Origin of the sequence: Hansschlegelia sp. KR7-227 (genome assembly GCF_049446035.1) — a bacterium.
Taxonomy (GTDB): domain Bacteria; phylum Pseudomonadota; class Alphaproteobacteria; order Rhizobiales; family Methylopilaceae; genus Methylopila.
The window spans coordinates 2,719,746-2,745,700 of record NZ_JBMSEA010000001.1; the positions used below are offsets into that span (position 1 = coordinate 2,719,746).

4 protein-coding genes are annotated in these 25,955 nt (G+C 71.8%); all 4 read right to left on the minus strand.

All coding sequences use genetic code 11. From position 1 onward, the window contains the following. Positions 1-58: 58 nt before the first annotated feature. From ACO2RJ_RS12865 to ACO2RJ_RS12880, 4 genes are read right to left on the minus strand one after another with little or no spacing between them, the layout of a single operon-like run. Positions 59-622 (minus strand): flavin reductase family protein, encoded by a 564-nt coding sequence (locus ACO2RJ_RS12865; RefSeq protein ID WP_423268399.1) that lies wholly within the window; start codon positions 620-622, stop codon positions 59-61. Further along, positions 619-1,791, minus strand: a complete 1,173-nt coding sequence (locus ACO2RJ_RS12870; RefSeq protein ID WP_423268400.1) for an HlyD family secretion protein — start codon at positions 1,789-1,791, stop codon at positions 619-621. The genes ACO2RJ_RS12865 and ACO2RJ_RS12870 overlap by 4 nt, the downstream gene beginning before the upstream one ends. Further along, positions 1,788-10,724: an amino acid adenylation domain-containing protein gene (locus ACO2RJ_RS12875; protein ID WP_423268401.1), complete on the minus strand. Its 8,937-nt coding sequence runs from the start codon at positions 10,722-10,724 to the stop codon at positions 1,788-1,790. The genes ACO2RJ_RS12870 and ACO2RJ_RS12875 overlap by 4 nt, the downstream gene beginning before the upstream one ends. Then, on the minus strand, positions 10,717-25,950 hold the full coding sequence (locus tag ACO2RJ_RS12880) for an amino acid adenylation domain-containing protein (protein WP_423268402.1): 15,234 nt from the start codon (positions 25,948-25,950) through the stop codon (positions 10,717-10,719). The genes ACO2RJ_RS12875 and ACO2RJ_RS12880 overlap by 8 nt, the downstream gene beginning before the upstream one ends. Positions 25,951-25,955: the final 5 nt, after the last annotated feature.

A 25,955-nucleotide genomic window follows, 5' to 3' on the forward strand; every position in this document is an offset into this window, starting at 1 on the left:
CGTTCACGCTGGGCTGCGGACATTCGGCATCGATCCAGCGTGGAGGGTCCCCCGTCTTTCATCCAGCGGTTCCATGACAATCAGTCGCCAACCTCGCGAAGGCGCCCTCATGGTAGACGAGCGGCTTGGCTGGAGCGCCGTCCGCATGGACCACCAGACCGACGAACAGAGTGTGAGTTCCGAGATCATGGGCGGAGTGCAGCACGCATTCCAATGTCGCGAGGCAGCCTCGGATCAGGGGACAGCCCGTCGGGCCGATGCAATGCGGGACGGCGTCGAAGGATTTGTCTGACGCGGCGGCGAAACGGACGGCGAGCTCGTCCTGTCCTTCGTTTAGGAGATTCAGCGCGAAGGCCCCGGCGTCGCGGATCAGCCCGTAGGTCCGGCTGCCGCGGTTGATCGTCGCCAGCACGAGCGGCGGCTCGGCGCTTACGCTGCAAATGGCGGTCGCCGTCATGCCGTTAAAGACGCCGGAGAAGCCGCTTGTCACGACCGCGACGCCGGAGGCGAGCCGTCGCATGGCGCTTCTGAAAGCCTGCGCGTCGACCTGCGAGAGTCCCCGCGCCGCCAAGGCGCTCGGGCCGAGCGCCGGTCCGTCCGCCAAGTTGAGGGCGGCTGTCATGGCCCCCTCTCCCCGATCACGACGCTGCTGGTCTTCGGCTCGTTGTCGTCGGGCGTTCGTCGGGGCGACGGCGGCTCGTCGCATTCCGGCCGCGCCTCGCAGCCTGGCCCGGACGTATCTACGGACACCACCACCGACAGTCCCGAGCTTATGTGGCGCTGCGGCGCATACCGCTCGAGGATACGGATCCGAACCGGCACCCTCTGCACGATCTTGGTGAAGTTGCCGGTCGCATTTTCGGGCGGCAGAATACTAAACTCGGAGCCGGTCGCCGGAGCGAAGCTCTCCACCCGCCCCCGCAACCCGACGCCTGGAAAGGCGTCGACCGAAATCGTCACCGGCTGTCCCGGCCGCATTTCGGAAACCTGCGTCTCCTTGAAGTTCGCGATCACGTAGGGCTCCTGCGGCACGACCGTCAGCAAGGCCGAGCCCGGCCTCACATATTGGCCAATTCGCGCCGACAGATTGCCGACCACGCCGTCGAAGGGCGCTCTCAGCCGCGTGTCCTGAAGATCGATGCGCGCAAGGCTGAGCGCGGCCTCCGCCTCGGCGAGCTCCGCCTCGGACTGCTTCAGGCGAGCCTCGGCCTTGAGCTTCTCGCTCGCCAAGACCTCCAGACGGCTCTGCTCGGCTTCGACCGCCGCCGCGGCGCGCCGGCTCTCGGCGCCGGCCTTCAAATGGTCCGACGTCGCGGCCTCCAGCCGTTGCGCGCTCGAGGCGCTCGTCGCAGCGAGGCTCTTGTAGCGCTCGTAATCGAGCCTGGCGCGTTCGGCCTCGGCTTCCGCCGCGGCCTGACCCGCCTTCGACTGTTCGATCACGCTCCGCTGCAGGATCGCCTGAGCCTTCAAGGACCCGATCGCGGCGCGGTCGCCGCGGACTTGGGCCTGCCGCGCGTTTCGCGTCGCGATCGCCTGCTCGACCCGCGCCTGAAAATCGCCGTCGTCGATCAGCACGAGGACGTCGCCCTTCGAGACCTTCTGGTTTTCGCGCACGACGATCTCGCCGAGATAGCCCTCCACCCGAGGGGCGGCGACGGCGGCGTCGGCGCGCAGATAGGCGTTGTCGGTCGTCTGGATCCGCCCGCTCGCGACCCAGAACCAGGCGCCCGCGGCGGAGGCGGCGACCAGCGCGACCGCGCCGAGCGCAAGCAGGCGGCCGCCGACGCTCATCCCGCTTCTTGCCAGAGGCCGAGCGTGGCGCGCAGCGAGGCGCCGAGCGCCGCGACGTGCGGCGGGCGCATCATCGAGAAGTGGTCGCCCGGCGCCGTCATAACGTCAGCCCCTTCGGCGAGCTCCGCCCAGTCGATGAATTCGCGCCCGGCGATCGCCTCGTCCGCGGCAGGGACGCTCGCCCTGTAGACGTCGACGCGAAGCGGCGCGGGCGTCGGCCGATAGGCGGCCCACGCCTGCATGTTGCGGGCGAACACCGCATGCAGCCGTTCGAGCCCTTTCCGATCGAAGGCGCCTCTCAGCAGGCCCGCGAGCCCCGCGAAATCGCCGGGGTCCGGATGAGGGTCGAGCGGCGCCCCGCCGCTGGCCGTCTCCAACCCCAGGATGTGCACGAACGCCGCCCAGACCACCTCGCCCGCAAGCCGCCGCGTGCGGCCGGCCGGCCGCTGCAGAAGGCAGGGATCGATCATCGCAAGCGACCGGATCGAGCGGCCTTCCGCCGCCAATCGCCGGCCGGTCTCGTAGGCCACGATCCCGCCGAAGGACCAGCCCGCGAGACGCAACTCGCCGGAGGGCCTCAGCCGGCCGATCTCCGCCGCATATTCCTCGGCGAGCCCCTCGACGCTATCCGCCGCCTCTGAGCGCAGGCCGTTCAATCCGAACGCCATCTGCCCGTCGCCGAGCGTCCGAACCAGATCGTCATAGATCCGCAGCCCACCGCCGATCGCGTGGATGAAGAAAAGCGGCTCTCCGCCGCCTCGCTGCAGCACGACGGACTTCGGGTCCTCCCCACGGGCTCCGGAACGGATCGCGGCCGGACTGACGGCTGTCTCGACCCTCTGCTCAAGCCGCGCCGCGAGCGCGACGACCGTGGGCGCCTCGAACAGCTCGCGCATGGCGATCTCCACGCCGAACGCATGGCGCACACGGGCGACGATCCGCATCACGAGCAACGAGTGTCCGCCGAGCGCAAAGAAGTCGTCGTCGACGCCGACCGACGGGAGGCCGAGAACCTCGGCCCATATCGCGGCCAGCGTCGCCTCCGTCGGGCTCGAAGGGGGCCGCGACCCGGCGGTTGCGGGGCTCCTGTCCGGAGGCGGGAGAGCCGCCCTGTCGATCTTTCCGTTCGGCGTGAGCGGAAACCGCTCGAGCGTCACGATGTCCGGGGGCGTCATGTAGTCCGGCAACGCGCTCCGAAGCCGCCCTTTCAGCCGATCGACCAAGCCATGGTCCTGCCGGCTCGCCTGCGGTTGGTTCGCATAGGGGCGCGGTTTCGCCTGGGGACCGGGCCGGCCGAGATCGAGGCCCCCAAGATCGGCGCGCGCTTCGTCGACGAAAGCGACGTCGATCCGGCCGTCGGCGCCCCCGGGCGACCACACCGCCGCGACCCGATAGCCCGCTCCCTCGCCGAGCGCGTGGCAGGCGGCGGGGTCGAGCCCCGGCCCTTCCGGACGCGCCGCGGCTCGCACCGCGAGGGTTGAAGCGGAGGGATCCGCCTCGCGCAGGGCGGCGGCGGCGGCAAGGTCCCCCGCAAGCCTCCCGTTCAGGGCTCCGCGCAGGACGAGGGCGGCCGGACGGCTCTCGAGCTCGCGCGCGACCGCCTCGAGCGAGACGTCGCCTGCGAGCTCCCTCGCCTCCCCGGCTTGGCGCGGCGCATGCTCGACATGGAGCACGACGTCGTAGCGGTACCGCGTCAGCTCGTTGTCCGCGCCGTCGCGCTTCAGCGAAGCCTCCACCGACGTCAGCCGCGGACACTCCTCCCTCAGCGCGAAAAAGAAGCCGGGGTCGAGCGTGAGTTCGGTCTCCGCCGCGAGGGCGCGCGCCGCCTGCGCGCGGATCTCCGCGGCGGGCGCGTCGCCGCTGCGTGCGAGCTCTCCGGCCATGTGGAAGATCGGCAGCAGGTTGAAAGGCCTCAGATCGCCCACGAAGATCCTGCCGCCGGGGGGCGCCATTTCGATCGCGCGGGCGAGCACCGCCTTGAGATGGTCGGCGCTCGGGAAGTACTGCGCCACGGAGTTGAGCACCACGACGTCGAAGGCGCCGGGCTCGGCTTCCCAGTAATCCGCCGCCTCGCGACAGGCGAGCCGCACATGGCCGAGGTCGCGCCTCATCCTGATCCAGCGCGTCAGCCGGGCTATCGCGGCGCCTGACACGTCGGCGCCGCAATAGACGTCGAGCGAGGGCGCGAGCCGCTCCAGAAGCAAGCCGAGGCCGCAGCCGATCTCGAGCAGGCGCCGCGGCCGCAGCGCCTCGATCCGCCGCACCGTCCCGTCGAGCCAGAGCCGCATTTCGGGCTCCGGGATCGGGCGGCCGGTAAAGCGCGCGTTCCAACCCGCGAAGCTCGGGCCGGGCTCGCCGCCGTCGTCATAGGCGCCGTCCCAAACCGCCCGCCAATCGTCGATCCGCGAGACGGCGTCGTCGTCCGACGCCGGCGCGGCGCGCCCCGCCTCGGCAGGGTCCAGCGTGACATAAGCGGCGAGCCTGCGGTCGCCCTCTCCGACGTCGCGCGCGACGACCACCGCCTGGGCGATCGCCGGATCCTCCCGCAGCGTCGCCTCGATCTCGCCGAGCTCGATGCGGTGGCCGCGGATCTTCACCTGATGGTCGAGCCGACCGAGATATTCGATCTCGCCATTCTCCCGGATCCTCGCGAGGTCTCCGGTGCGGTAGAGCCTCGAACCCTCAGGGCCGAACGGATCGGCGGGAAAGCGCTCCTCAGTCAGTTCGGGACGGCCGAGATAGCCCCGTGCGAGGCCCGCGCCGGCGATGCAGAGCTCGCCCGGGACGCCCGGCGGCAGAAGCTGCATGCGCGCGTCGACGACATAGACCTTCGTGTTGTCGATTGGCGTTCCGATCGAACCCGGCCTCCAGTCCGGACCGAGGCGGACGCAGGAGGACCAGATCGTCGTCTCGGTGGGTCCGTAGAGGTTCCAGGCGACGGCGTCGTTCGCCGAAAGCGCCTCGGCGAGGTCGGGCGTCAGCGCCTCGCCGCCGCAGAGCGCCGTCAGCCCCTCGCCCGCACGCCAACCGCTCTCCACCAGCATGCGCCAGGTGGCGGGCGTCGCCTGCAGCAGGGTGGCGCTAGCTTCGCAGAGGAACCATCGGAGATCCTCGCCGGAGGAGGCGGCTTCCCGGCTCGCGACGGCGACCGTGGCTCCGTTGGTCAACGGCAACCAGAATTCGAGGCCGGCGATGTCGAAGGACAAGGGGGTGACCGCCGCCAGCACGTCTCCCGGACCGACCGGGATCCTCTTCGCCATGGCTGCGAGGAAGTTCGAGAGGGCCCCGTGCGAGATCATCACCCCCTTCGGCTTGCCGGTGGAGCCGGAGGTATAGATGACGTACGCGAGATCCTCCGGAGCGACGCCGACCTCCGGCGCGGCCTCCGGGCGGTCGGCGAGCGCGTCGGGGTGGTCGTCGATCAGGACGCGCTGAGGGCCGGACAGGTCCAGGCGATCGATGAGAGCGCTTTCGGTCACCAGCACCGACGCGCCGGAATCCTCCAGCATGTAGCGGAGCCGCTGCTCCGGATAGGCCGGATCGAGCGGCAGGTAGGCTCCGCCGGCCTTGAGGACCGCGAGAAGCGCGACCGCGACGCCCTCGGATCGTTCGAGGCAAACGCCGACCGCTGTGTCGCGCCCGAGGCCGAGCGCGCGGAGATGATGCGCCAGGCGGTTGGCGCGGCCGTCGAGCTCGGCATAGCTCAAGCCGCGCCCCCGGAAGTCGACCGCGATCGCGTCCGGCGTCTTCGCGGCTTGCGCGGCGATCCGTTCGTGGACCGGCGGAAGCTCCGAGCGTGGGGCCTCGGGACCCGCCAGGCGCGTCAGCCATCGCCGGCGCTCCGAATCGTCCAGCATCGGAAGCGTCCAGACGGACTGTTCGGGGGCCCCGACCGCCGCTTCAAGCAGGGCCACGTAGCACCGCATGAAGCGCGCGACGGTCTCCCGATCGAACAGATCAAGCGCGAACTCGACCGTTCCCGAAACGTCGGCCTCGCCTTCGAGAAGGTGGAGCGTCAGGTCGAAGGGAGTCGCCACGATCTCCGGCGCGACCTGCCGGGCCTCGGCGTGCGGTCCGAAGGCGACGACCGCCTCCGGAGGCTTGCGCCGCAGGGTGAGCATCACCTGGAACACGGGATGACGGGCGAGGTCGCGCTCGGGGTTGAGCGCCTCCACCAGACGCTCGAAGCGCAGTTCCTGGCGCGAATAGGCGCGCTGCGCAGTGGCTTTCACGCGCTCCAGCAGTTCGAGGAACGACGGCTCGTCCGCCAGATCGGTCCGCAACGCCAAGGTGTCGGCGAAAAAGCCGATGATCCGTTCGTGCTCGCTGTTGCGCCGGGCCGCGATGGCGGTGCCGATCACTACCTCCTCCTGGCCGGAGAGGCGCCCGATCAAGGTCTTGAGGCCGGCGGCGAGCGCCACGAACAGGGTCGCGCCGGCGCGCCTCGCCAGCGCGCGAACGCCGGCGGTCAGCTCCGGCGAAAGGTCGATCGACAGGACGTCGCCGCGATGGCTGCGCCGGGCCGGCCGGGGGCGGTCGGCGGGCAGCGTGCTTTCCGGCCGGGCGTCGCGCAGGACGTTCAGCCAGTGGTCGAGCTCCGCCTCCTCTCCGGCGGCTTCGGACGTGCGCAGGGACGCCGCGAAGTCGGCGTAGGTCGTCGCCAGGGGCGCAAGCGCCGCCGGACGGCCCTCCGTCTCCGCCGCGTAGAGCTCGGCGAGTTCCTGGCCCAGCAGGTCCATCGACCAGCCGTCGGTGACGATGTGATGGACGACGATCACGAGCAGCGCGTCCTCGGCGGCGATCCGCGCCAGCCTTGCGCGCATCAGCGGGCCAGCGGAGAGGTCGAAGGGCTCGGCGATGAACGCGCGCTTCAGCGCGTTCGCGGCGGCCTCGCGTTCCTCCGCCGTCCCGCCGGGGACGTCTTCGACCGTGAAGGCCGGCGGGCCAGGCGGGTCGATCGTCTGGACCGCGTCTTCGCCCTCCAGGGTGATCCGGGTTCGCAACGACTCGTGCCGCGCGGTCAACGCGGCGACGGCGCGCCGCATCGCGTCGGCGTCGACGCGGCCGGACAGGCGCAGCGCCAGCGGGACATGATAGGCCGCGCCCAGATCCTCCATCTGTTCAAGGAGCCACAGGCGGCGCTGCGCATGGCTCAATGGCGCGACGCGCGGCGCCGCAACGGCCGGCGCGGCGCTCTCCGGCCCTGGCGCCGAAGCCTCGCCGAAAGCCGCCGCGAGGGCCGGTCCGCGCGTCACGCTCAGCCGATCCGCGACCCCGGCGATGGTCCGGGCCTCGAAGAACTCGCTCGCGCTCAGATCGAGCGCATAGGCCTCGTTCAAGCGGTTCGCGAGCTGGGCGAGCGTGATCGAGTCGAAGCCGTACTCGGCCAGTTCGGCGTCGGGCGAGAGCTCCTGCGGCCTCATCTTCATCAGACCGGCCGCGGCGTCGCGGAACGCCTTGCGGACGCGCTCGGCGAGCGCAGGGCCGCTCGGGGCGCTTATCTCCGGCAGGACCACCGGCGCGAGGAGCTCCGGCGCGAGAGGCGGCGTTTCGATCGTCGGCCGGACCGGTGACCTCACAGGCTCCGGCGTGCGGTCGATCCAGTAGCGGCCGCGCTCGAAGGGATAGGTCGGGAGCTGGACGCGGTGGGGTTTGTGGGCGTGGAGGCGGGTCCAGTCGATCGTGACGCCCTTGGTCCAGGCCTCCGCCAGCCGGCCGAGCTGGCCGCGCGACAGCCAGCGCTCGACCACGCCGGCGAGATCCTCCTCCCCGAGCAGGCTGAGATCGCCCTCGCGCTCCCGACGCCCCTCCCCGCGCCAGAGCTCCGCGACGTCGCCGCCGCCAAGCCACGCGACGAGCCGCGCGCGCGCCTCCGCCACGCTCGACGCGATCAGCGCGAGCCGCGCCTCCAGAGCCTCTCGCCCGACCTGCAGCGTATAGGCGACGTCGGCGAGCGGCGCGCCCGCAAGCTCCTCGCCGCCCAGCGCCGCGACCAGCGCGTCCGCCCGCGCCCGCAGGCGCTCCTCCGTCCGCCCCGACAGCACCAGCACCTGCGGACCCGAAGCCACAGCCGGCCGCGCCGGCGCGACATAGTCCTCAATCACCACATGCGCGTTGGACCCGCCCGCCCCGAAGGACGACACTCCCGCAAGCCGCGGCAGCTCCCGGCCGCCGTCGGCCGTGCGCCGCCGCCACGGCGCCCGCTCGCGCTGCACCACGAACGGCGTCGCCGAAAAGTCGATATGCGGGTTCAGCGTCTCCGCGTGCAGAGACGGCGCGAGCTCGCCATGCCGCATCTGCAGCAGCACCTTGGTGAGACCGGCGATCCCCGCCGCGCTCTCGCAATGGCCGATGTTCGACTTCGCCGAACCGATCGCGCAGAAGCCGCGATCCGCCGTGAACGCCTCGAAGGCGCGCGACAGCCCGGAAATCTCGATCGGGTCGCCAAGCGACGTGCCCGTGCCATGCGCCTCGACATAGCTCACGTCCCGCGCGTCGACGCCCGCCGACCGCAGCGCCCGCTCGATCACCCGGCCCTGCGCTTGAGGGTTCGGAACCGTGTAGCCGTTCGTCTTGCCGCCATGGTTCACCGCCGTCCCCCGGATCACCCCGTAAATCCGGTCCCCGTCCAAAACCGCCCGCGACATCGGCTTCAGCAAAACCGCGCCAACCCCCTCGCCGTCGACGAAGCCGTCCGCGTCGGCGCCGAAGGCGCGCACCTTGTCGCCCGACGACAGCATGGTCGCTTCCGAAAGACCCACGAAATGGCGCGCGTCCACGATCACGTTCACGCCGCCCGCGATCGCGCAGGCGCAGCCGCCGGCCCTCAGGCTTTCGACCGCAAGGTGGATCGCGGTCAGCGAGGACGAGCAGGCGGTGTCGACGGTCAGGCTGGGTCCGGCGAGATCGAGCGTGTAGGAGACGCGGTTCGCGATCGACCAGGCGCGCGCGCCGGTCGGGTAATAGCCGTTCATCGCGCCCACGAAGACGCCGACGGCGCGGTCCTCGGCGAGGTCGCGCGCGACATAGCCCGCATCCTCCAGGCAGGCGTGGGCCGTCTCGAGAAACAGACGCTCCTGCGGGTCCATCCGCTCCGCCTCGCGCGGCGAAATGCGGAAGAACAGCGGGTCGAACGCATCGGCGGCGTCCAGGAAGCCGCCATAGCGGGCGTAGTTCGAGCCCTCCTTGCCGCGCTCCTCGTCAAAGGCGTCGCGCCAGTCCCAGCGCTCCGGCGGAATCTCGCGGATGGCGCTCCGGCCCTCGCGCAGAACCCGCCAGAAATCGGCCAGATCCTCGCCGCCGGGGTAGCGGCCGGCCAAGCCGATCACCGCCACCTCCGAGGAGTCCGCCATGGCCCCGCGGGCGCGGAACGGCGCGGGCCGTGGCGACGGCCGCCGAGCGAGCGGCGCTTGTTCGACCGGCTCCGCCTCCGTGGCGACCGGGGCGGCGGAGGGCCCCGCTGCGGCGCGCGCCGCGTCGGGCTGGCTCCGCGCGAGATGATCGGCGAGCGAGGCGATCGTGTTGTGCTCGAAGAACACGGTCGCCGTGATCCCGCGGAAGCTTTGTCCGAGATCGGCCGCGAGTTGCACCGTCAGGATGGAATCGACGCCGTACCCCTCGACGGGAGCGCCGACGTCGATCTCCTGCGGGGCGATGCCGAGGACGCCGCCGAACCGCTTCCGCAGGTGCTCCGCCAGTCCGCTTCGAACGTCCTCCGTCGAGGTCGCCGCGACGGGACGAGGCGCCGGCTTAGGCTCCGGCGCAAGGCGGAGCGCGGGGGCGGGCAGGCGGACCGACGGCGTCGGGCGCGGCCGCTGAGGCGTCGCCGTCTCGCGGGGCAGGCGCACGAGGCCGTCGCTCTCCGCCACGATCACCTGCTGGCCAAGCGCGCGGTCGGCCGCGGTCGGGAAGCTCACGGACCGGAAGCCTTCCGCCTCCAGCGCGCCGCGCCAGGATTCCGGCGACAGGATCGGGCTGCCGGGCAGGCGCAGGCGGCCGTCCTCATAAAGCCACCAGCCTTCCAGAAGGCCGAAGGTGAGATGGGCGAACAGCGTGTTCTCGCTGAGCTCGTTGAGAATGAGCACGCCATTCGCGCGTAGCGCCGCCTTGACGTTGCGAAGTGTCGCCCGGACGTCGCGCGTCGCATGCAGCACGTTGGCGGCGATCGCGACATCGTATCGGCCGGGCGTCAGATCCTGCCCGGAGATCGGCTTTTCGACGTTGAAGATGCGGCCGCGGAGATACGGGTGCTCTGGCCCGAAACTGGACTCGCCATGGGCGAGGAAGGCGCGCGACAGATCCGTGTAGCAGTACTCCTCGATCCGGCCGGGAAAGTCCCTCAGCCGCCCCAGAACGCCGGCGCTGGTGCCGCCCGTCCCGGCGCCCACTTCGATGAGGCGGATCGCCGCCGCCGGATCGAACGCGAGCCGCGCCTCGATGACGGCCGCGACGGTCTCGGCGACCGCGGCATTGAAATGGTCGGCGATCGGATTGTGCTTATACACGCCCTCGACCAGCTTCAGCGAACCGCCCGGGAACAGCACGTCGGTCGCCCGCCGCGCGCCGGACAGGATTTCGGGCAGCGCGCGCAACGCCGCCTCGGCGACGTCGATCTGCGGCGCGATCGTCGCGACGCGGCGCCAGACCGGCCTCCGCTCCTCCCATTCACGCCACAGGGCGGCGCCGTCCGGCGACGCCTCCGCCGGCCGGAACGCCGCCCCGTCCCGGATCAGCACGCCCCGCTCATCGAGCATCCGCAGGCTTTCCTCGAGCCAGCGGCCCAGGAAGCTCGGCGCGCCCAGCGCCGCGCGAATCTCGCCTTGCTCGGCGCCCTCCTCGGGGAAGCCCGCCGCGTGCAGCTGCGCCCACAGCAACCGCAGCAGCATGTCGCCGAAAACCCGCCGTTCGTCGGCGCGCGCCGCGAGATCATCCATGGAAAACTCCTCCAAACGGCTTCAGCCCGGCGATCACCGACGGCGTTTCCTGCGGCAGCGCGTGAAGGGCGTCATCGCCGACGCCGTCCTGGTCGCGGGTCAGGGGGCGCGTGGTCTTGAGGAAAGCGACCTGGCTCGCCGGCCCGGCGAGCAGCACCTCGAGCGCGGCCATGCCCTCGTCGGGCTCGACCGAGCCGAGTCCGAACCGGGCCATGCGCTCACGGTTCGACTCGGTCGCCACGATGCCGACCGACCCCCACCAGCCCCAGTTCATGACCTTGGCCGGAACGCCGGTCCTGAGCGCAAAGGCGTGGGCGAAGGCGTCGGCGAAGGCGCAACCGGCGGCGTAGTTGCTCTGCCCCGCGGTCTTCGCGAAGCTCATCATCGAAGAGAAGAACGTGATGGCGTCGAGCCCGCCGCGGCCGAAGACGGCGGCGATGTTGACGCTCGAATCGACCTTGGCCGCGAGCGCCGCGCGGAAGCTCTCCTCATCCATGCGGGCGAGGCTCGCGTCTTTCAGCACCAGCGCCGAATGGATCACCCCGGCGATCGGTCCGAAAGCCGCCAGAATCGCGTCGCGCGCCGCCTCGAGCGCCTCGCGGTCGCGCGCGTCGGCCTGCAGATAGATCGGCGCGGGCCCGAGCCGGCCGATGCGCGCGATCTTCGCCCGGATCGCGTCGTCCTCCGAGCGGCGACCGATCCAGGCGACCTTCGCGCCGTGGCGGCGCACGACGTGCTCCGTCCAGGCCTCGCCGATGCCGCCGGCGCCGCCCAGCACGACATAGACGCCGCCGTCGCGGTAGGGCGGCCGCGCGTGCGGAGCGAAACGGGTCGGCAGCAGCGCACGCCGCAGCCAGCCGCCGTCCCGCCAGGCGAGCGCCTCTCCGCCCCGATCGGCCGGAAGCCGCAGGATCTGCTCGATCGGCGGCGCCTCGTCGCGCGGCAGGTCCACGACCCGCATCCGCCAGGCCGGCGAGAGCTCCTTGGCGATCGAACCCAGGAAGCCGTGGACCGAGGCGTGGGTCGGATCGATGGGCTCGCCCGCCCGGGTCGGGGCGGCCTGCACGGTTCCGGTCGTCCAACCGAGGCTGCGTCCGCCATAGCCCAGCGCCATCAGGGCCTTGGCGAGCCGGAAGCCGAGGACCGACCCTTCTTCCTGTCCCAGAACCAGGCGCTCGTCGGGAGTCCCGTCGGACGCGCGGTCGGCCGGAAGCCAGACCAGATGGTCGACCGGACCGAACTCGCGCAGGCGCTCCGTGAGCGCCTCCACGCTCGTGACGGGTTCGACGACGAGCCGCCGGGCGCGCGGCAGCGCCCGGGCGAAGGCGTCCGCAAGCGGGCCATCCCCGATGATCGCGACCGTCTCTGTCGAGTCGTCGGGCCAGGCCTGCTCGGTCTGCGGCTCGACAGGCTCCCAGACCGGGCTGAGCAGCACGGTTCCAGGTCCGGTTCCGTCTTCGGCGAGCGCATCCGCGCGCGCCGTCCGGGAGCGGCCCGCCAGCCCGCGCAGCGCGAACTGCACGACGCCGGACGCGTCGATCACGTCCAGATCGACCTGGACGACCGGATCGCTTGGCGAAGCTCCGTCCGCGTAGCGGGCGAAGACGGTCGCCTGTTCCGGAAGAGGGCCGAAGATCGCGGCCTCCTTCAGCGCGAAGGGCAGGAGCGCGCTCGTCCCCTCCGTCGTCTCGATGTCGATCGTGGGGTCGAGCGCAAGCGTCGCCTGGAGCGCGGCGTCCAGGATGGCGGGCTCGGACGGCGTCACCCCGGCCGGCGCCGCGATCTCGGCGATCACCTGCCGGCCGGCCCCGTCGCCCAGAACCGCGAGGCGCGTAAGCCCGCGCATGCCCGGGCCGTAAGCCAGCCCGCGTGCGGCGAAGCGCTGATAGGCCTGCGCGACCGACAATTCGCGCCAGGGGCGGTCGCGAAGCTCAGCCAGATCGATCCGGTCGGGCTGGTCGGCGAGGATTTCGGCTCGGCCCTGGCTGTGAAGCGCGGCTTCGCCCTCCGCTCCGGGGTTTCGGATGCTCCAGAGCAGATCGACCTCGTCGCCCGCTTCGATCTCAACGAGGAGATCCACGCCGCCGGCGCCCGCCACGACCGGCCGCGCCCAGACCACGTCCCGCAGCCGCAGCCCGCCGTCGACCCGGGCCGCGGTCGCGGCCGCGAACTGCGCCATAACGAGATGCGCCACTCCCGGGAGCACCCTGGCGCCCTCGACCACATGACCCGCGAGGAAGGGCTCGTCGCCCGTGAAGCGGGACCTGAACCTCTGGCCGTAGAGATCGGAGACGTTCTGGTGCACGAGCGGGTGCAGCCGCGGCTGGCCCGACGCGACGAGGCCGTCATGCGCCTCCTCCGGCCAGAGCCGCCGGCGCTCGAAAGGATAGGTCGGGAGCTGGACGCGGTGGGGTTTGTGGGCGTGGAGGCGGGTCCAGTCGATCGTGACGCCCTTGGTCCAGGCCTCCGCCAGCCGGCCGAGCTGGCCCCGCGACAGCCAGCGCTCGACCACGCCGGCGAGATCCTCCTCCCCGAGCAGGCTGAGATCGCCCTCGCGCTCCCGACGCCCCTCCCCGCGCCAGAGCTCCGCGACGTCGCCGCCGCCAAGCCACGCGCCGAGCCGCGCGCGCGCCTCCGCCACGCTCGACGCGATCAGCGCGAGCCGCGCCTCCAGAGCCTCCCGCCCGACCTGCAGCGTATAGGCGACGTCGGCGAGCGGCGCGCCCGCAAGCTCTTCGCCGCCCAGCGCCGCGACCAGCGCGTCCGCCCGCGCCCGCAGGCGCTCCTCCGTCCGCCCCGACAGCACCAGCACCTGCGGACCCGAAGCCACAGCCGGCCGCGCCGGCGCGACATAGTCCTCAATCACCACATGCGCGTTGGACCCGCCCGCCCCGAAGGACGACACTCCCGCAAGCCGCGGCAGCTCCCGGCCGCCGTCGGCCGTGCGCCGCCGCCACGGCGCCCGCTCGCGCTGCACCACGAACGGCGTCGCCGAAAAGTCGATATGCGGGTTCAGCGTCTCCGCGTGCAGAGACGGCGCGAGCTCGCCATGCCGCATCTGCAGCAGCACCTTGGTGAGCCCGGCGATCCCCGCCGCGCTCTCGCAATGGCCGATGTTCGACTTCGCCGAACCGATCGCGCAGAAGCCGCGATCCGCCGTGAACGCCTCGAAGGCGCGCGACAGCCCGGAAATCTCGATCGGATCGCCGAGCGACGTGCCCGTGCCGTGCGCCTCGACATAGCTCACGTCCCGCGCGTCGACGCCCGCCGACCGCAGCGCCCGCTCGATCACCCGGCCCTGCGCCCGAGGGTTCGGAACCGTGTAGCCGTTCGTCTTGCCGCCATGGTTCACCGCCGTCCCCCGGATCACCCCGTAAATCCGGTCCCCGTCCAAAACCGCCCGCGACAAAGGCTTCAGCAAAACCGCGCCAACTCCCTCGCCCGGCACATAACCGTCGCCGCCCTCGCCGAAACTCGCGCAGCGGCCCTGGCTCGAGACGAAGCCGTGCTGGCCGAGAAACAGGTATTTGTTGGGATGAACCGAGACGTTGACGCCGCCAGCGACCGCGTAGTCGCAGCCCTCGCCGAGATCCCGACAGGCGAGATGGATCGCCGTCAGCGACGACGAGCACATCGTGTCTACGGCGATGCTCGGACCGGTGAAGTCGAAGAAGTAGGAGACTCGGTTGGCGATCGAGGCGGGGCTGCCGGTCAGCGTCAGCGGCACGCCGCGGCTCTGCGCCTGCGCGCCGAAGAGCTGATACTCGGCATACATCACGCCGACATAGACGCCGACATTGGCGCTCTGGCCGCGCGCCGGAGCCAGCGACTCGCGGCTATAGCCGGCGTCCTCGATCGCCTCGTAGGCGCATTGCAGGAACAGCCGCTCCTGAGGGTCGATCGCCTCCATCTCGCGGGGCGAGATGCCGAAAAACAGCGGATCGCACTCGTCGACGCCGTCGATGAAGCCGCCCCACTTGCTGTAGGTCGTGTCGCGGCGCGCCTTGTCGGGATCGAAATAACGCGAATGATCCCACCGCTCGCCGGGGATCTCGGTGATGCAATCCTGCCCGTCGCGGAGGTTCGCCCAGAATTCGTCGACGTTCCGGGCCTTAGGGTAGCGGCCGGCGAGGCCGATGATCGCGACGTCGAGCGGCGCGGGACCGGCGCGCGGCGCGCGGCGGGGGGCGGGCGCCGAACGAGGGCGACGTTCAGGCGCGGCCTTCGCCGCGACCACGGCCAGGGACGGCGTCGTGGCCACGCCTGACGACGTGGCTTGCCCGCCGACGAGCTCGACCAGGCGGTCGCGGTGGCTCGCGATGAAATAGTCGGTGAGCTCACGCACGCTGCGGCGCTCGAACAGCAAGGTTTTTGAGAGCGGCCCGAACGAGGCTTCCAGCGTCGTCACAAGCTCGATCGCCATCACCGAGTCGATCCCGTAGCGCTCGAGTTCCGCGTCTGTCTCGATCCGGGCCGCCGGCAGCTTGACCACCGCGGCGAGCAGCCGTTTGAGCAGGACCGCGGTCTCGTCCCGCAGCAGGTCCGGCGCAGGCGGCTGCGACGACGAGGCCGGAGCCAAAGGCGGCGCCGCTTCGGCCGGCCTGTCTTCGCGATGCTCGGCCGCGGGAAGCGGGCGCACGCCGAACAGATCCGCGCGCAGTCGAGCCGGATCACCGCAGACCACCAGCATTTGATCGTCGCCCGACGCGACCGCGGCGTCGAACGCCTTCAGGCCGTCCGCCGTCGTGAGCGGCGCCAGCCCACGCGCCTGGCGGATCCGCTCCGCCGCGGCGTCCACGGTCATCCCGCCCTCCGCCCAGAGCGGCCAGTCGATGGCGATGGTGCGACCGGCGCGGCGGCCGGCCGCCACCAGGCGGTTGCGATGCGCTGCGAAGGCGTCGAGGAAGCCGTTGGCCGCGGCGTAGTCGGCCTGGCCGACATTGCCGAGCGCGCCGGACCCGGAGGCGAACAGCACGAACAGATCGAGGGGTTCGCCGGCCGTGGCGACGTCGAGATTGACCGTGCCGTCCGTCTTCGGGAGCAGCACCCGCTCGAGCTCCAGCGCGGATTTGCGCGCCATCAGACCGTCGCGAAGCACGCCCGCCGCATGCAGCACGCCGGAGAGGCGGCCGATCTCCGCGCTCGCCTCGGCGACCAGCCCCGCGACGGCGGCCGCGTCCGCCACGTCGAGCGACCGGCGGACGACGCGCGCGCCGAGCGCCTCGACATCCGCGATCCGGCGCTGCGCCTCCGCGTCAGGCGCCGAACGGCCGGCGAGGATCAGCGTGGCGCCGGCGGCGCGGCGCGCGATGTCTTCGGCGAAGAGGAGACCGAGGCCGCCGAAGCCCCCCGTGATGAGATAGATCCCCCGATCGCGCCACGGGGACGGCGCGGCCTCGGCCGGAGAGGGTGTCTCCTCCCAGCGATGGACCCGGCGCGATCCCGCCTCTCTCCGGATCCTGGCGTCGCGCGGCGCGCCGGCCTCCGCGCCGAGGACCGACACGATCTCCTCGGTCGAAGCCCCATCGGCGAAACGGATGGTTTGGCCGAGGATCCTTGGATGCTCCAGGCTCGCGGTCGCGAGCAGGCTCGACAATCCCTCGAACAGCGCCTCGTCGCCCTCGCCGAGAATTGCGAGCTGGACGAGCAGGTCGGTCTCGGGGCGTTCGGCCGCCAGCGCCTTCAGGTCGATCAGGAGATCCGCGGCGGCCGCCCGATAGAGCGCCGCGGGCCCCTGCGGGCCGTCGGCGACGATCACGCGACCGAGCTCGGGCACCGTCTGCGACAGCGTCGCGTCGACGGCGCGGGTCCGCGGCTCGGGCCCGCACAGCACGACGAGGCGGCGCTCGACCGCCAGCTCCGTTTCGAGCGGCGGCGCCTCGGCCCAGACTGGCCGGGCAAGCAAGGTCTCCGCCGGCGCCGGCCGCGCGATCGGACGACTGGCGAAGCCCCTGATCGCGACGCAGACACGTCCGTCCTCGTCGGCGAGGTCGATATCGAGCCGTTCGAGGCCGTCCGCGCCGCTCCCGCCGACGCTTCGCGTCCAGACGACGCCGCGCGGCGGGGTTGGGCTGTAGACGCGCAATTCCTCTATTGCGAACGGCATGGAGGCCGAAGCGTCTCCCCCCTGCCCCATGAGCGCCCGGTCGAAGCCGATCCGCGTCTGGAGCATGGCGTCCATCACGCTCGGATGCAGGACGAAGCCTCCCGCCCCCGCCGCGCTCGGAAGCGACACCTCGGCGAGCACGAAACGGCCGCCGTCCTGCGAGACGCCGGCCGCGAGCCCTCCCAGGGCGCGTTGCGCCGGCCCGTAGGCGAAGCCGAGCTCGACGAAGCGGCCGTAGCAGGCCTCGGCTTCGATCGTGCCGCCGCACGCCGACCGGAGGGCGAGCAGATCGATGACCGGCGGCTCTTCCGGCTCCACGACCTCGGCCCGCCCGCGGCTGAACGGAACGGCTTCGTCGTTCGCGTCCGGCGCCGCCTCGCGAATCTCCCAGATCGCTGCGCCGCCGTCTTCCGGCTCAAATTCGACCACGACCGCCGTGTCGCGCTCGACCGCGAGCGGACGGAGCCAGGTGACGCCAGTGAGCCGGATCGCCGCGTCGCCCGCTTCGAAAGAGCGGGCCGCCGCAGCGCGCGCCATCTCGAGATGCGCCACGCCCGGCATGACGGGAGCGCCCTGCACCACGTGATCGGCGAGGAAGAACTCGCGGCCTGAGAACCGCGACGCAAATGACTGCTTCCAGATCGTCGACACGTTCTCATGAAGCAAAGGATGAAGATGCGTCGCGCCACGAGCCGCCGGCTGCGCCTGCTCCTCACTGCGGATCCAGAAGGCCTCGCGGGCGAAGGGATAGGTCGGCAGGCGCAGTCGCCGCGGCGGCCGCGCTCTCGAGAGCCGTGTCCAGTCAAGCGCGTAGCCCTGCGTCCACAGAGCGGCGAGCTGCGCCAGCCTCCGATTGGCGAGCCATCGCTCGACCGTAGCGGCGAAGTCTTCGTCGGCGGCGAACCACGTCACGCTCGAAGCCTTGGCGTCGGCGAGGCCGCCATGGACGCTCTCGACCGCCGCCTCGCCCGCGAGCCAGCGGCCAAGCCGATCGGCGAGCTCAGCCTTGCCCGCCGCCACGATCGCGACCCGCGCCTCCATCGGCTCGCGGCCCGCCTGAAGGGTGAAGGCGACGTCGGCGAGATCGGCCTCATCAAGCCGTTCGATCGCGGCCAGGAGATCCGCGGCGCGACGCGCCAGCGCGGCGCGGTCCTTGGCGGAAAGCGGGAAGAGCTCCGCGCTCGTCTGTGCGGCGGGACGCTCCGGGAGCGCGGGCGTCCGCTCGAGCACCGCATGCGCGTTGGTGCCGCCGATCCCGAAGGAGCTCACCGCCGCACGGACGGGTCTGTCGGAAGGCAGCGGCCGCGGCGCGTCGACGATGTAGAAGGGCGAGCCGTCGAGCGCGATCTTCGGATTGATCGTGTTGAAGTGCAGCGTCGGCGGCAGCGTCCCGTGCTTGAGGGCGAGCGCCGTCTTGATGAGGCCGGCGAGGCCCGCCGCGGCGTCGAGATGGCCGACGCCGCTCTTGGCCGAGCCGAGGCCGCAGGATCCAGCGGGCGCCCGGCCGTTCGCGCGGAAGACCTCGTCGAGAGCGGCGAACTCGATCGGATCGCCAAGCGCCGTGCCGGTGCCGTGCGTCTCGACGTAAGCGATCGTCTCCGCGCCCACGCCGGCGGCGGCCAGCGCCCGGGCGATCGTCTCCGCCTGCCCCCTGACGCTCGGCGCGTAGAAGCCGGCCTTGTCGGCGCCGTCATTGGCGACCGACACGCCGCGCACCACGGCGTAGACATGGTCCCCGTCCCGCAGCGCATCGGCCAGCCGTTTCAGCATGACCACGGCGACGCCCTCGCCGCCGATCATGCCGTCCGCCGCCGCGTCGAACGCCTTCACACGGCCGTCCGCGGCGAAGTTCAGGCCCTCCTGATGAACATAGCCGCTCGACCATTGCGGCAGCAGCGACGCCGCGCCGATCAGGGCCTGACGCGCCTCGCCCCGCGCGAGCGCCTGGCAGGCGAGATCGAGCGCGACCAGCGAGGAGGAGCAATTGGAGTGAACGAAGCAGCTCGGACCTTTCAGCCCCAGCCGATGCGACACGATCGTGGGGATCGTGCCCGGCTGGGCGAGCAGCCAGTCCTGATAGGGGCCGAATTTCGACAACACCCGCGCCGCATCGGGGGGAAGCGTCGGCGGCGTCTCCCCGCCATAGGGCGTGCTGCTCGCCGTCATGTAGACCGCGGTGTCGGCGACGTCGCCGACGGCGTAGCCCGCGTCTTCGACGGCGCTCCAGGCATGGGCCAGAAGGAGGCGCAGCTGCGGGTGCATGCGTTCGGCGTCGCGCGGCGCGACGCGGAAGAAGCCGGCGTCGAACAGCTCCTTGCCGTCGATCGTCGCCTGGGCGGACACGAAGCGCGGATCGCAAACCGCCGCTTCCGAAGCGCCGCCGGCGAGCAGTTCGTCCGCGCTCGGACGGCGCACCGCGTCATGGCCGGCGAGCAAATTGTCCCAGAACCGATCGACGCCGTCGGCGCCGGGGAAATGACAGGAGGCGCCCACGATGGCGAACCCCGCCGGCGCATCCGCCGGGATCGGAGCGGACGCCCTCGCCTGCGGAGCTGGCGCGGCGGCGCGCGCGGGCTCCGGCGCAAGATGCGCCGCGATGGCCGCGACCGTCGGATGGCGGAACAGCTCGGTGACGCTGAAGGGCTTGCCCACCGCCTCCGAGATCCGACGCGCGACCGAAACGGCGACGACGGAATCGCCCCCGACGTCGAAGAAGCCGTCCCGGCGATCGAGGCGCTGCAGAGACAGCGCGTCCCGCCAGATCGCCGCGACGCGCGCCTCCAGCTCGGTGGCGCTCGGGGCCCCGTCTGATTCTGCGCTCGGCGCGTCCGGCGTCGCTGTCCGAGCGGCCAAGGCCGCCCGGTCGACCTTGCCGTTCGCGGTCAAGGGAAAGGCGCTGAGCCGCTCCATCCGAAGGGGAATCATGTAGCCGGGCAGCCGGGCCTTGAGATGGGCGCGCAGCGCCGCCTCGTCGGCTCGCTCGCCGCCCGCGGCGAGATAATAGGCGGCCAGCCTGCCGCGCTCGCCCGCTCTTTCAAGAACGACGACCGCCTCGCGCACGGCCGGATGCTCGGCGAGGTTGACCTCGATGTCGCCAAGCTCGATGCGATGGCCGCGCAGCTTGATCTGCCCGTCTGCGCGGCCGAGCAGATCGATCGACCCGTCCGGCAGCCACCGAGCGCGATCGCCCGTGCGATAGAGGCGCTCACCCGGCGCGAACGGATTGGCGACAAAGCGCTCCGCCGTCAGCTCGGGGCGGTTCAGATAGCCTTCGGCCAGTCCGGCGCCCGCGATGCACAGCTCGCCCGCCACGCCGATCGGCGTCGGCCGCATCAACGCATCCACGATATGGACCCGCGTGTTGGCGAGCGGCCTGCCGACGCCGCGCGGCTCGCCGCGCGCGACCCTCTGCGCCGTAGCCCAGATGGTCGCCTCGGTCGGACCGTAGAGATTCCACGCCTCGCCGCCGCAGGCCTCAAAGCGTCCGCGCAGCCCTTCGGGCAACGGCTCGCCCCCGCACAGCAGCCGCATGCCGGGCTGTGGACGCCAGCCGCTCTCGAACAGCATGTCCCACAGCGCCGGCGTCGCCTGAAGGAGCGTTGGCCGCGCCGACTCCACCGCGGCGCGAAGCCGATCGGCGTCCTGGACGATCTCGCCCGCACAGATCACGCAGGTGGCGCCGACGAGGAGCGGGCCGAGCAGCTCGAAGCCGGCGATGTCGAAGCCATAGGTCGTGACCGCGAACAGACGGTCGCCCCCGGCGAGCCCCGGCGTCCGCGCCAGCGCCAGCAGCGCGCTCGCGAAGGCCCGGTGACCGATCATGACGCCTTTCGGCCGCCCGGTGCTTCCGGACGTGTAGATCACATAAGCGAGCCGATCGGCGGCGACCGTCGGAAGGGCGCGGTCGGCGTTCTCGCGCTCGCCTTCCGCGCCCGTCTCGACGTCCAGCGCGAGCCGCCGCACGTCCTGCGGCGCAGCCTCGACCAGCCGGCCGAGGAGAGCGCTCTGCGTGACGATCAGCCAGAGCCCGCTGTCGTCGACCATATGCGCCAGCCGTTCGACCGGCAGCTCGGGCTCGAGGGGCACATAGGCCGCGCCGGCTTTCAGCACGGCGAGCAAAGCCAGCGGCAGATCGAGCGAGCGGCGCAGAGCGACGCCGACGCGGTCGCCCTGCGCCACCCCGGCGGCGACGAGCCGACGCGCGAGCCGATCGGCCCGGTCCTCCAGTTCGGCGTAGGTCAGGGCGTGCTCGCCGAACGCCAGGGCCACGGCGTGAGGCGTCCGCGCGGCCTGGGTTGCGACATGCTCATGGACGGGTCGATCGGCGGCGAGTTCGGCCGCCGCCGTCGCCGTCCAGGACCGGAGCATCTGCTCCTCCTCCGTCGCGCTGAGCATGGACGTGGCGCGTAGGGCCTGGGATGGGGCTTCGGTCGCACGTTCCGTCAGCGTCAGCACGTGGCCGACAAGCCGTTCCGCGCTCGCCCGATCGAACAGATCAGGATCGTATTTGAGGTGCAGCGCGAAGCTGTCCCGCGCCTCCGTGACCTCGAGCTCGATCTCGTATTCGCCCTCCTGACGGAGCTCCGTCATGAAGCTGAACGGAAGTCGACCAGCGTAACGTTCCTCCAGCGCGCCGAAGCCGTCGCCGCCGAAATAGTTCTGGTAGTTGAAGGCGACCTGGAAGATCGGAGCCCTCTCGGCGGACCGTTCCGCGCCGAGCTCGCGCACCAGCGCCGCGAACGGATAGGCCGCGTGGTCCAGGTCTTCGACGAGGGCGCGCTGCACGGCGCGCGTCGCGTCGGCCCAGCTCAGCCCCTCGTCGATCCGCAGCCGGACCGGAACCATGTTCACGAAGAAGCCGACCAGCGGCTCGAACTCGGCCTTGCGCCGCACCGCCGCGGTCACGCCGACGACCTGATCGCCGGTTTCGGCGTGGCGGCCGAGCGCTGAGGCGAAGGCGGCGAGAAACAGGCTCGCGGGGGTGACCCCCTCGGATCGGCAGAACCGTTCGACCGTCCGGGACGCGTCGCCAGACGCGGCGAGCGAGACCGTCTCTCCGGCGAAGCGCCGAGCGCCCGCTCGCGGCCGATCGACGGGCAGGTCGAGCGCCGCCGGCGCGCCCGCCAGCCGCGCCGCGAAATGGCGGCGCGCCCGGTCGCCCGCCGGGCCGGCAAGGAAGTCCGCTTCCCAGGCGACGAAGGCGTCATAGCCGGACGCGCGGCCGATGCGCCCCTCGCCCTCTCCATCCAGATAGGCGTCGAGCAGCGCCGTCAGGAACGGACCGATCGAGCCCGCGTCGAAGGCGATGTGATGGATCACGATCAGCACGATCGTCTCGTCGTCGCGGTCGAGCAGATGCGTCCGGATCGGAGCCGCGGCGTCGAGGCGGAACGGCCGTCGCGAGAGGGCCCTCAGTCGCCCGCGGAGTTCGGATTCGGTCAGCGCCCGCGCGTCCTCGCGCTCCGGACGTGGGAGCGAAGCGCCTGCGGCGCGGCGCGGCCCATCGGGCGTTTCGACGATCCGTTCGCCGACGACCGGGTGGCGCGCGACCGCGGCCGCTATGGCCCGCTCGAACCGGGCGGCGTCGATCGCGCCCTTGAACCGCAGACCGAACGGCAGATTGTAGGCCGCCATCTCCGGCGTCGCCGCCTGCAGGGCCCAGACGCCCCTCTGGCCTTCCGACAACGGACGGAGCTCGTCCGCCGCTTCGGGTCCGGAGGAGGCTTGCGCCGGCGCGTCGTTCACGCCCGTCAAAGCGGCCCGCTCCAGCAGCGCCGCGACATGGGTGGACAGCGTCGCGAGATCGGCGCTCTCCAGGATGTCGAGGCCGGTCAACGCGACCTCGAGATCGTCCTCCAATCGCTGCTGGAGTTTCAGCCCGCCAATCGAGTCGAGCCCATAGGAGCGGAGGGCGACCGCGGGCTCGAGCGTGGCGGCGGGCATGTCGAGAACGGCGGCGACGTGGGCCCGGACCCGGGAGAACAGATCAGCCGTCGCCGCCGTCGCGAGCGGCGCGTCGTCCGATGCGTCGCCATCGGCGAGCCAATGGCGATCGGCCGCGAAGGGATAGGTCGGCAGCGCGACGCGGCGAGGCCGCAGGTCGCCCCACAGCGACGACCACTCCACGTCGGCGCCCTCGGCCCAAAGCCGCGCGAGCTCATCGACATGCCCCGCGCGGGCCGCTTCCGCGGCTTGACCGGCAAGCTCGCTCCCTTGCTCGGACTTGCCCGCCCCGAGGAAGACATTCGGGGCCGGGTCGCCTGCAAGAAGCCGGCGCAAAGCCGCGCGCAGCTCATCGAGGCTCCCCGCCACGATCGCGGCGCGCGCGGCGAACGCTTCGCGGCCCGTCTGGAGCGTGTGGGCGACGTCCGCGAGGTCGAGATCGCCTGTGTCGCCTTCGAGCGCGTCGAGAAGGTCGGCGGCGCCTGCGAGCAGACGCTCCTCAGAGCGCGCCGACAGCGGCGCCACGACCGGCCCGTCGAGCGGAACGGAGCCCTTTGCGATCTCCGGCGCCTCCTCCAGGATCACATGCGCGTTGGAGCCGCCGGAGCCGAAGCTGCTGACGCCCGCCCGCCGCGGAGCGCCGGCCGGCCGCGGCCAGGGGGCAGCTTCGGTCGCGACCCGGAACGGGCTGCCCTCGAACGACAGATGCGGATTGAGCGTCTCGAAGTTCAGCGATGCGGGGATGGTCTTGGCCTGCAGCGCAAGGACGACCTTGAGGAGGCCGGCAAGCCCCGCGGCGGCTTCCAGATGGCCGATATTCGTCTTGACCGAGCCGATCGCGCAGACCGGCGTCGTCCGTCCCGGCCCGAAGGCCTCCTTCAGGCCGCGCATCTCGATCGGGTCGCCGAGCGCCGTGCCGGTGCCGTGCGCCTCGACATAGGTGATCGTGTCGGCCGCGACCTCGGCCGAGCTCAGCGCGCGACGCACGAGGTCAGCCTGCTTGGCGGGGTTCGGGACCGTCAGCCCGGCGGCGAGACCGCCATGGTTCGTCGCGACTCCCTTGATCACGGCCTGCACGCGGTCGCCATCCGCAAGCGCCGCGGCGAGGGGCTTCAGCAGCAGCGCGACGACGCCTTCGCCGCGCACATAGCCATTGGCGGCGGCGTCGAAGGTCTTGCACCGGCCGTCTTTCGACAGCATGCCCGCGCGGTGGAACGCGATGCTGTTCGCCGGGTGGCACAGCACGTTGACGCCGGCGACGAGCGCGCGCCCGCACGTTCCCGCCCTGAGCGCCGCGACCGCCTCGTGCAGCGCGACCAGCGAGCTCGAACAGGCGGTGTCGATCTGCAGGCTCGGCCCGTCGAAATCGAAAAAATAGGACAGCCGGTTCGCCAGCACGGCCATCGACGAGCCGAGGGCGAAATGGCCTTCGACATCCGCGAGCGGGCGTTCGCAGAGCCGCAGATGGTAGTCGGAGCCGGAAGCGCCGACGAACACGCCCGTGTCGGCCCCGGCAAGCGCCGAGGGCCGCCAGCCGGCGTCTTCGAAGCACGCCCAGCTCGTCTGGAGCAGCAGTCTCTGCTGGGGGTCCATGCCCGCCGCTTCCCGCGGCGAGATGCGGAAGAAGGCGGCGTCGAACCCCGCGACGTCGTCGAGGAAGCCGCCGCGGTCGACCCCGGGATGGGCGGAAAGATCGAAGCCGTCGGGCCAGGTCCACCTGCCTTCCGGCAGGCCGGCGACGGCCTGCCGTCCCTCGATCAGCAGGCGCCAGAAATCCCGCGGCCGCTTCACGCCGCCCGGCAGCAGGCAGGCGACGCCGACGATCGCGACGTCCTCGGCCCGAACCGCATCGGCGGCCGACGACGGCTCGATCGGGGCGACATCGACCGGGCGGACGCCGACGTCGCGGTCGAGATAGTCCGCGATGCGCGCGCAGTTGTTGTGCTCGAAGAAGAAGGCCGGCTCAAGCGCGACGCCGAAGGCGACCCGCAGACGCTCGTTGAGGTCGAGGAGATCGGTGGAGTCGAGCCCGAGCTCGAACAGCGGCGCCGTCGGCGGAACCTCGTCAGCGTCCGCCCGACCCAGGATCGCAGCGACCGTCTCCCGCACGAAGCGCCCGGCGTCCGCCGGCCGGCCGCCATCCCGCGCGGGCCGCTCCGCCGCCAGCTCGTTGCGGCGCCGGCGCTTCAGGTCGTAGCGGACCAGCACGCCCGCTCCGCCGTTCACGGCGTCCTTGGGCCGATAGCCCTCCACCAGTCCGACGACCTCGGCGCCGTGCAGCTCGTGCATGCGCAGCACGGGATCGGAGCGGCGGCCCTGATCGTTGCGCAGCTCGACATAGGCCGCGGGCGGCAGATCGGGCCGCTTGCCGGCGTCCTTGCAGCGCGTGACGCCGACGACCTGCTCCACGCCCGGCGTGACGGCGCTGCGCTCCAACGCGAATTCGAGCAGATGGTCGCCGAAGCCGCGATCCTGGAGCTCCGGCGCGACGTTCAGGGCGAGCAGTTGGATGATGGACCCGGCCGGGTCGTGCAGCTTGTGCGCTTCCGCCGCCGTGACGCCCTTCCCGGGAGGAGCGCCGACGCGTTGCGAATAGACCACGCCGGCGACCCCGCCGTCGTGCTCCAGGACGTGCTGGCCTCCCGGGCAGCGCTCCAACCGATCCCGCAGCTGGCGCGCGGACGTCCTCAGTCCCGGCAGCCAGCAGGCGTCCTCCAGACGACGAAGCGCCGCGAGATCGCCCTCCCGCGCGAGACGGATCCGGAAGGCGCGCGGCGTGAGCAGATAGGCCGCGAGGGGCGCTCCGGAGGCCGCGCGGTCCGCGCCGTCCGGAAGCAGCCCGCGCTCGGCGAACGCCAACAGCGCAGCGGCCGCTCCGCCCTCACCTGCGACGCGCGGGGCGGCGACGAACACCCCTGCGCCCGCCCTGACGTCCGCAGAAGCTGCGACCTCGTCCCACGCGTCGACCTCGACTGCGATCAGCAGCGTGCGGAGGAGGCCGTCTCCCGTTTCCAGGCGCCCGTCGAAAACTGACGGCGCCGCGCCGCGGAGCTCGTCGATCAACGCCGCTCCGCCCGCGTTCAGGGCCCTCACGTCGTCGATCGGGGATCGCCTGTCCGTGAGGACCGCGAGCAGACCAGGCGCGACGTCAGCGAAGGCCGATCGTGAGTTCGGCATCAGGC

What these genes read in the sequence shown, in the direction of transcription:
- ACO2RJ_RS12865 (WP_423268399.1), bottom strand. Translation starts at nt 622, where the DNA reads ATGACAGCCGCCCTCAACTTGGCGGACGGACCGGCGCTCGGCCCGAGC.
- ACO2RJ_RS12875 (WP_423268401.1), bottom strand. Translation starts at nt 10,724, where the DNA reads ATGGATGATCTCGCGGCGCGCGCCGACGAACGGCGGGTTTTCGGCGAC.
- ACO2RJ_RS12870 (WP_423268400.1), bottom strand. Translation starts at nt 1,791, where the DNA reads ATGAGCGTCGGCGGCCGCCTGCTTGCGCTCGGCGCGGTCGCGCTGGTC.
- ACO2RJ_RS12880 (WP_423268402.1), bottom strand. Translation starts at nt 25,950, where the DNA reads ATGCCGAACTCACGATCGGCCTTCGCTGACGTCGCGCCTGGTCTGCTC.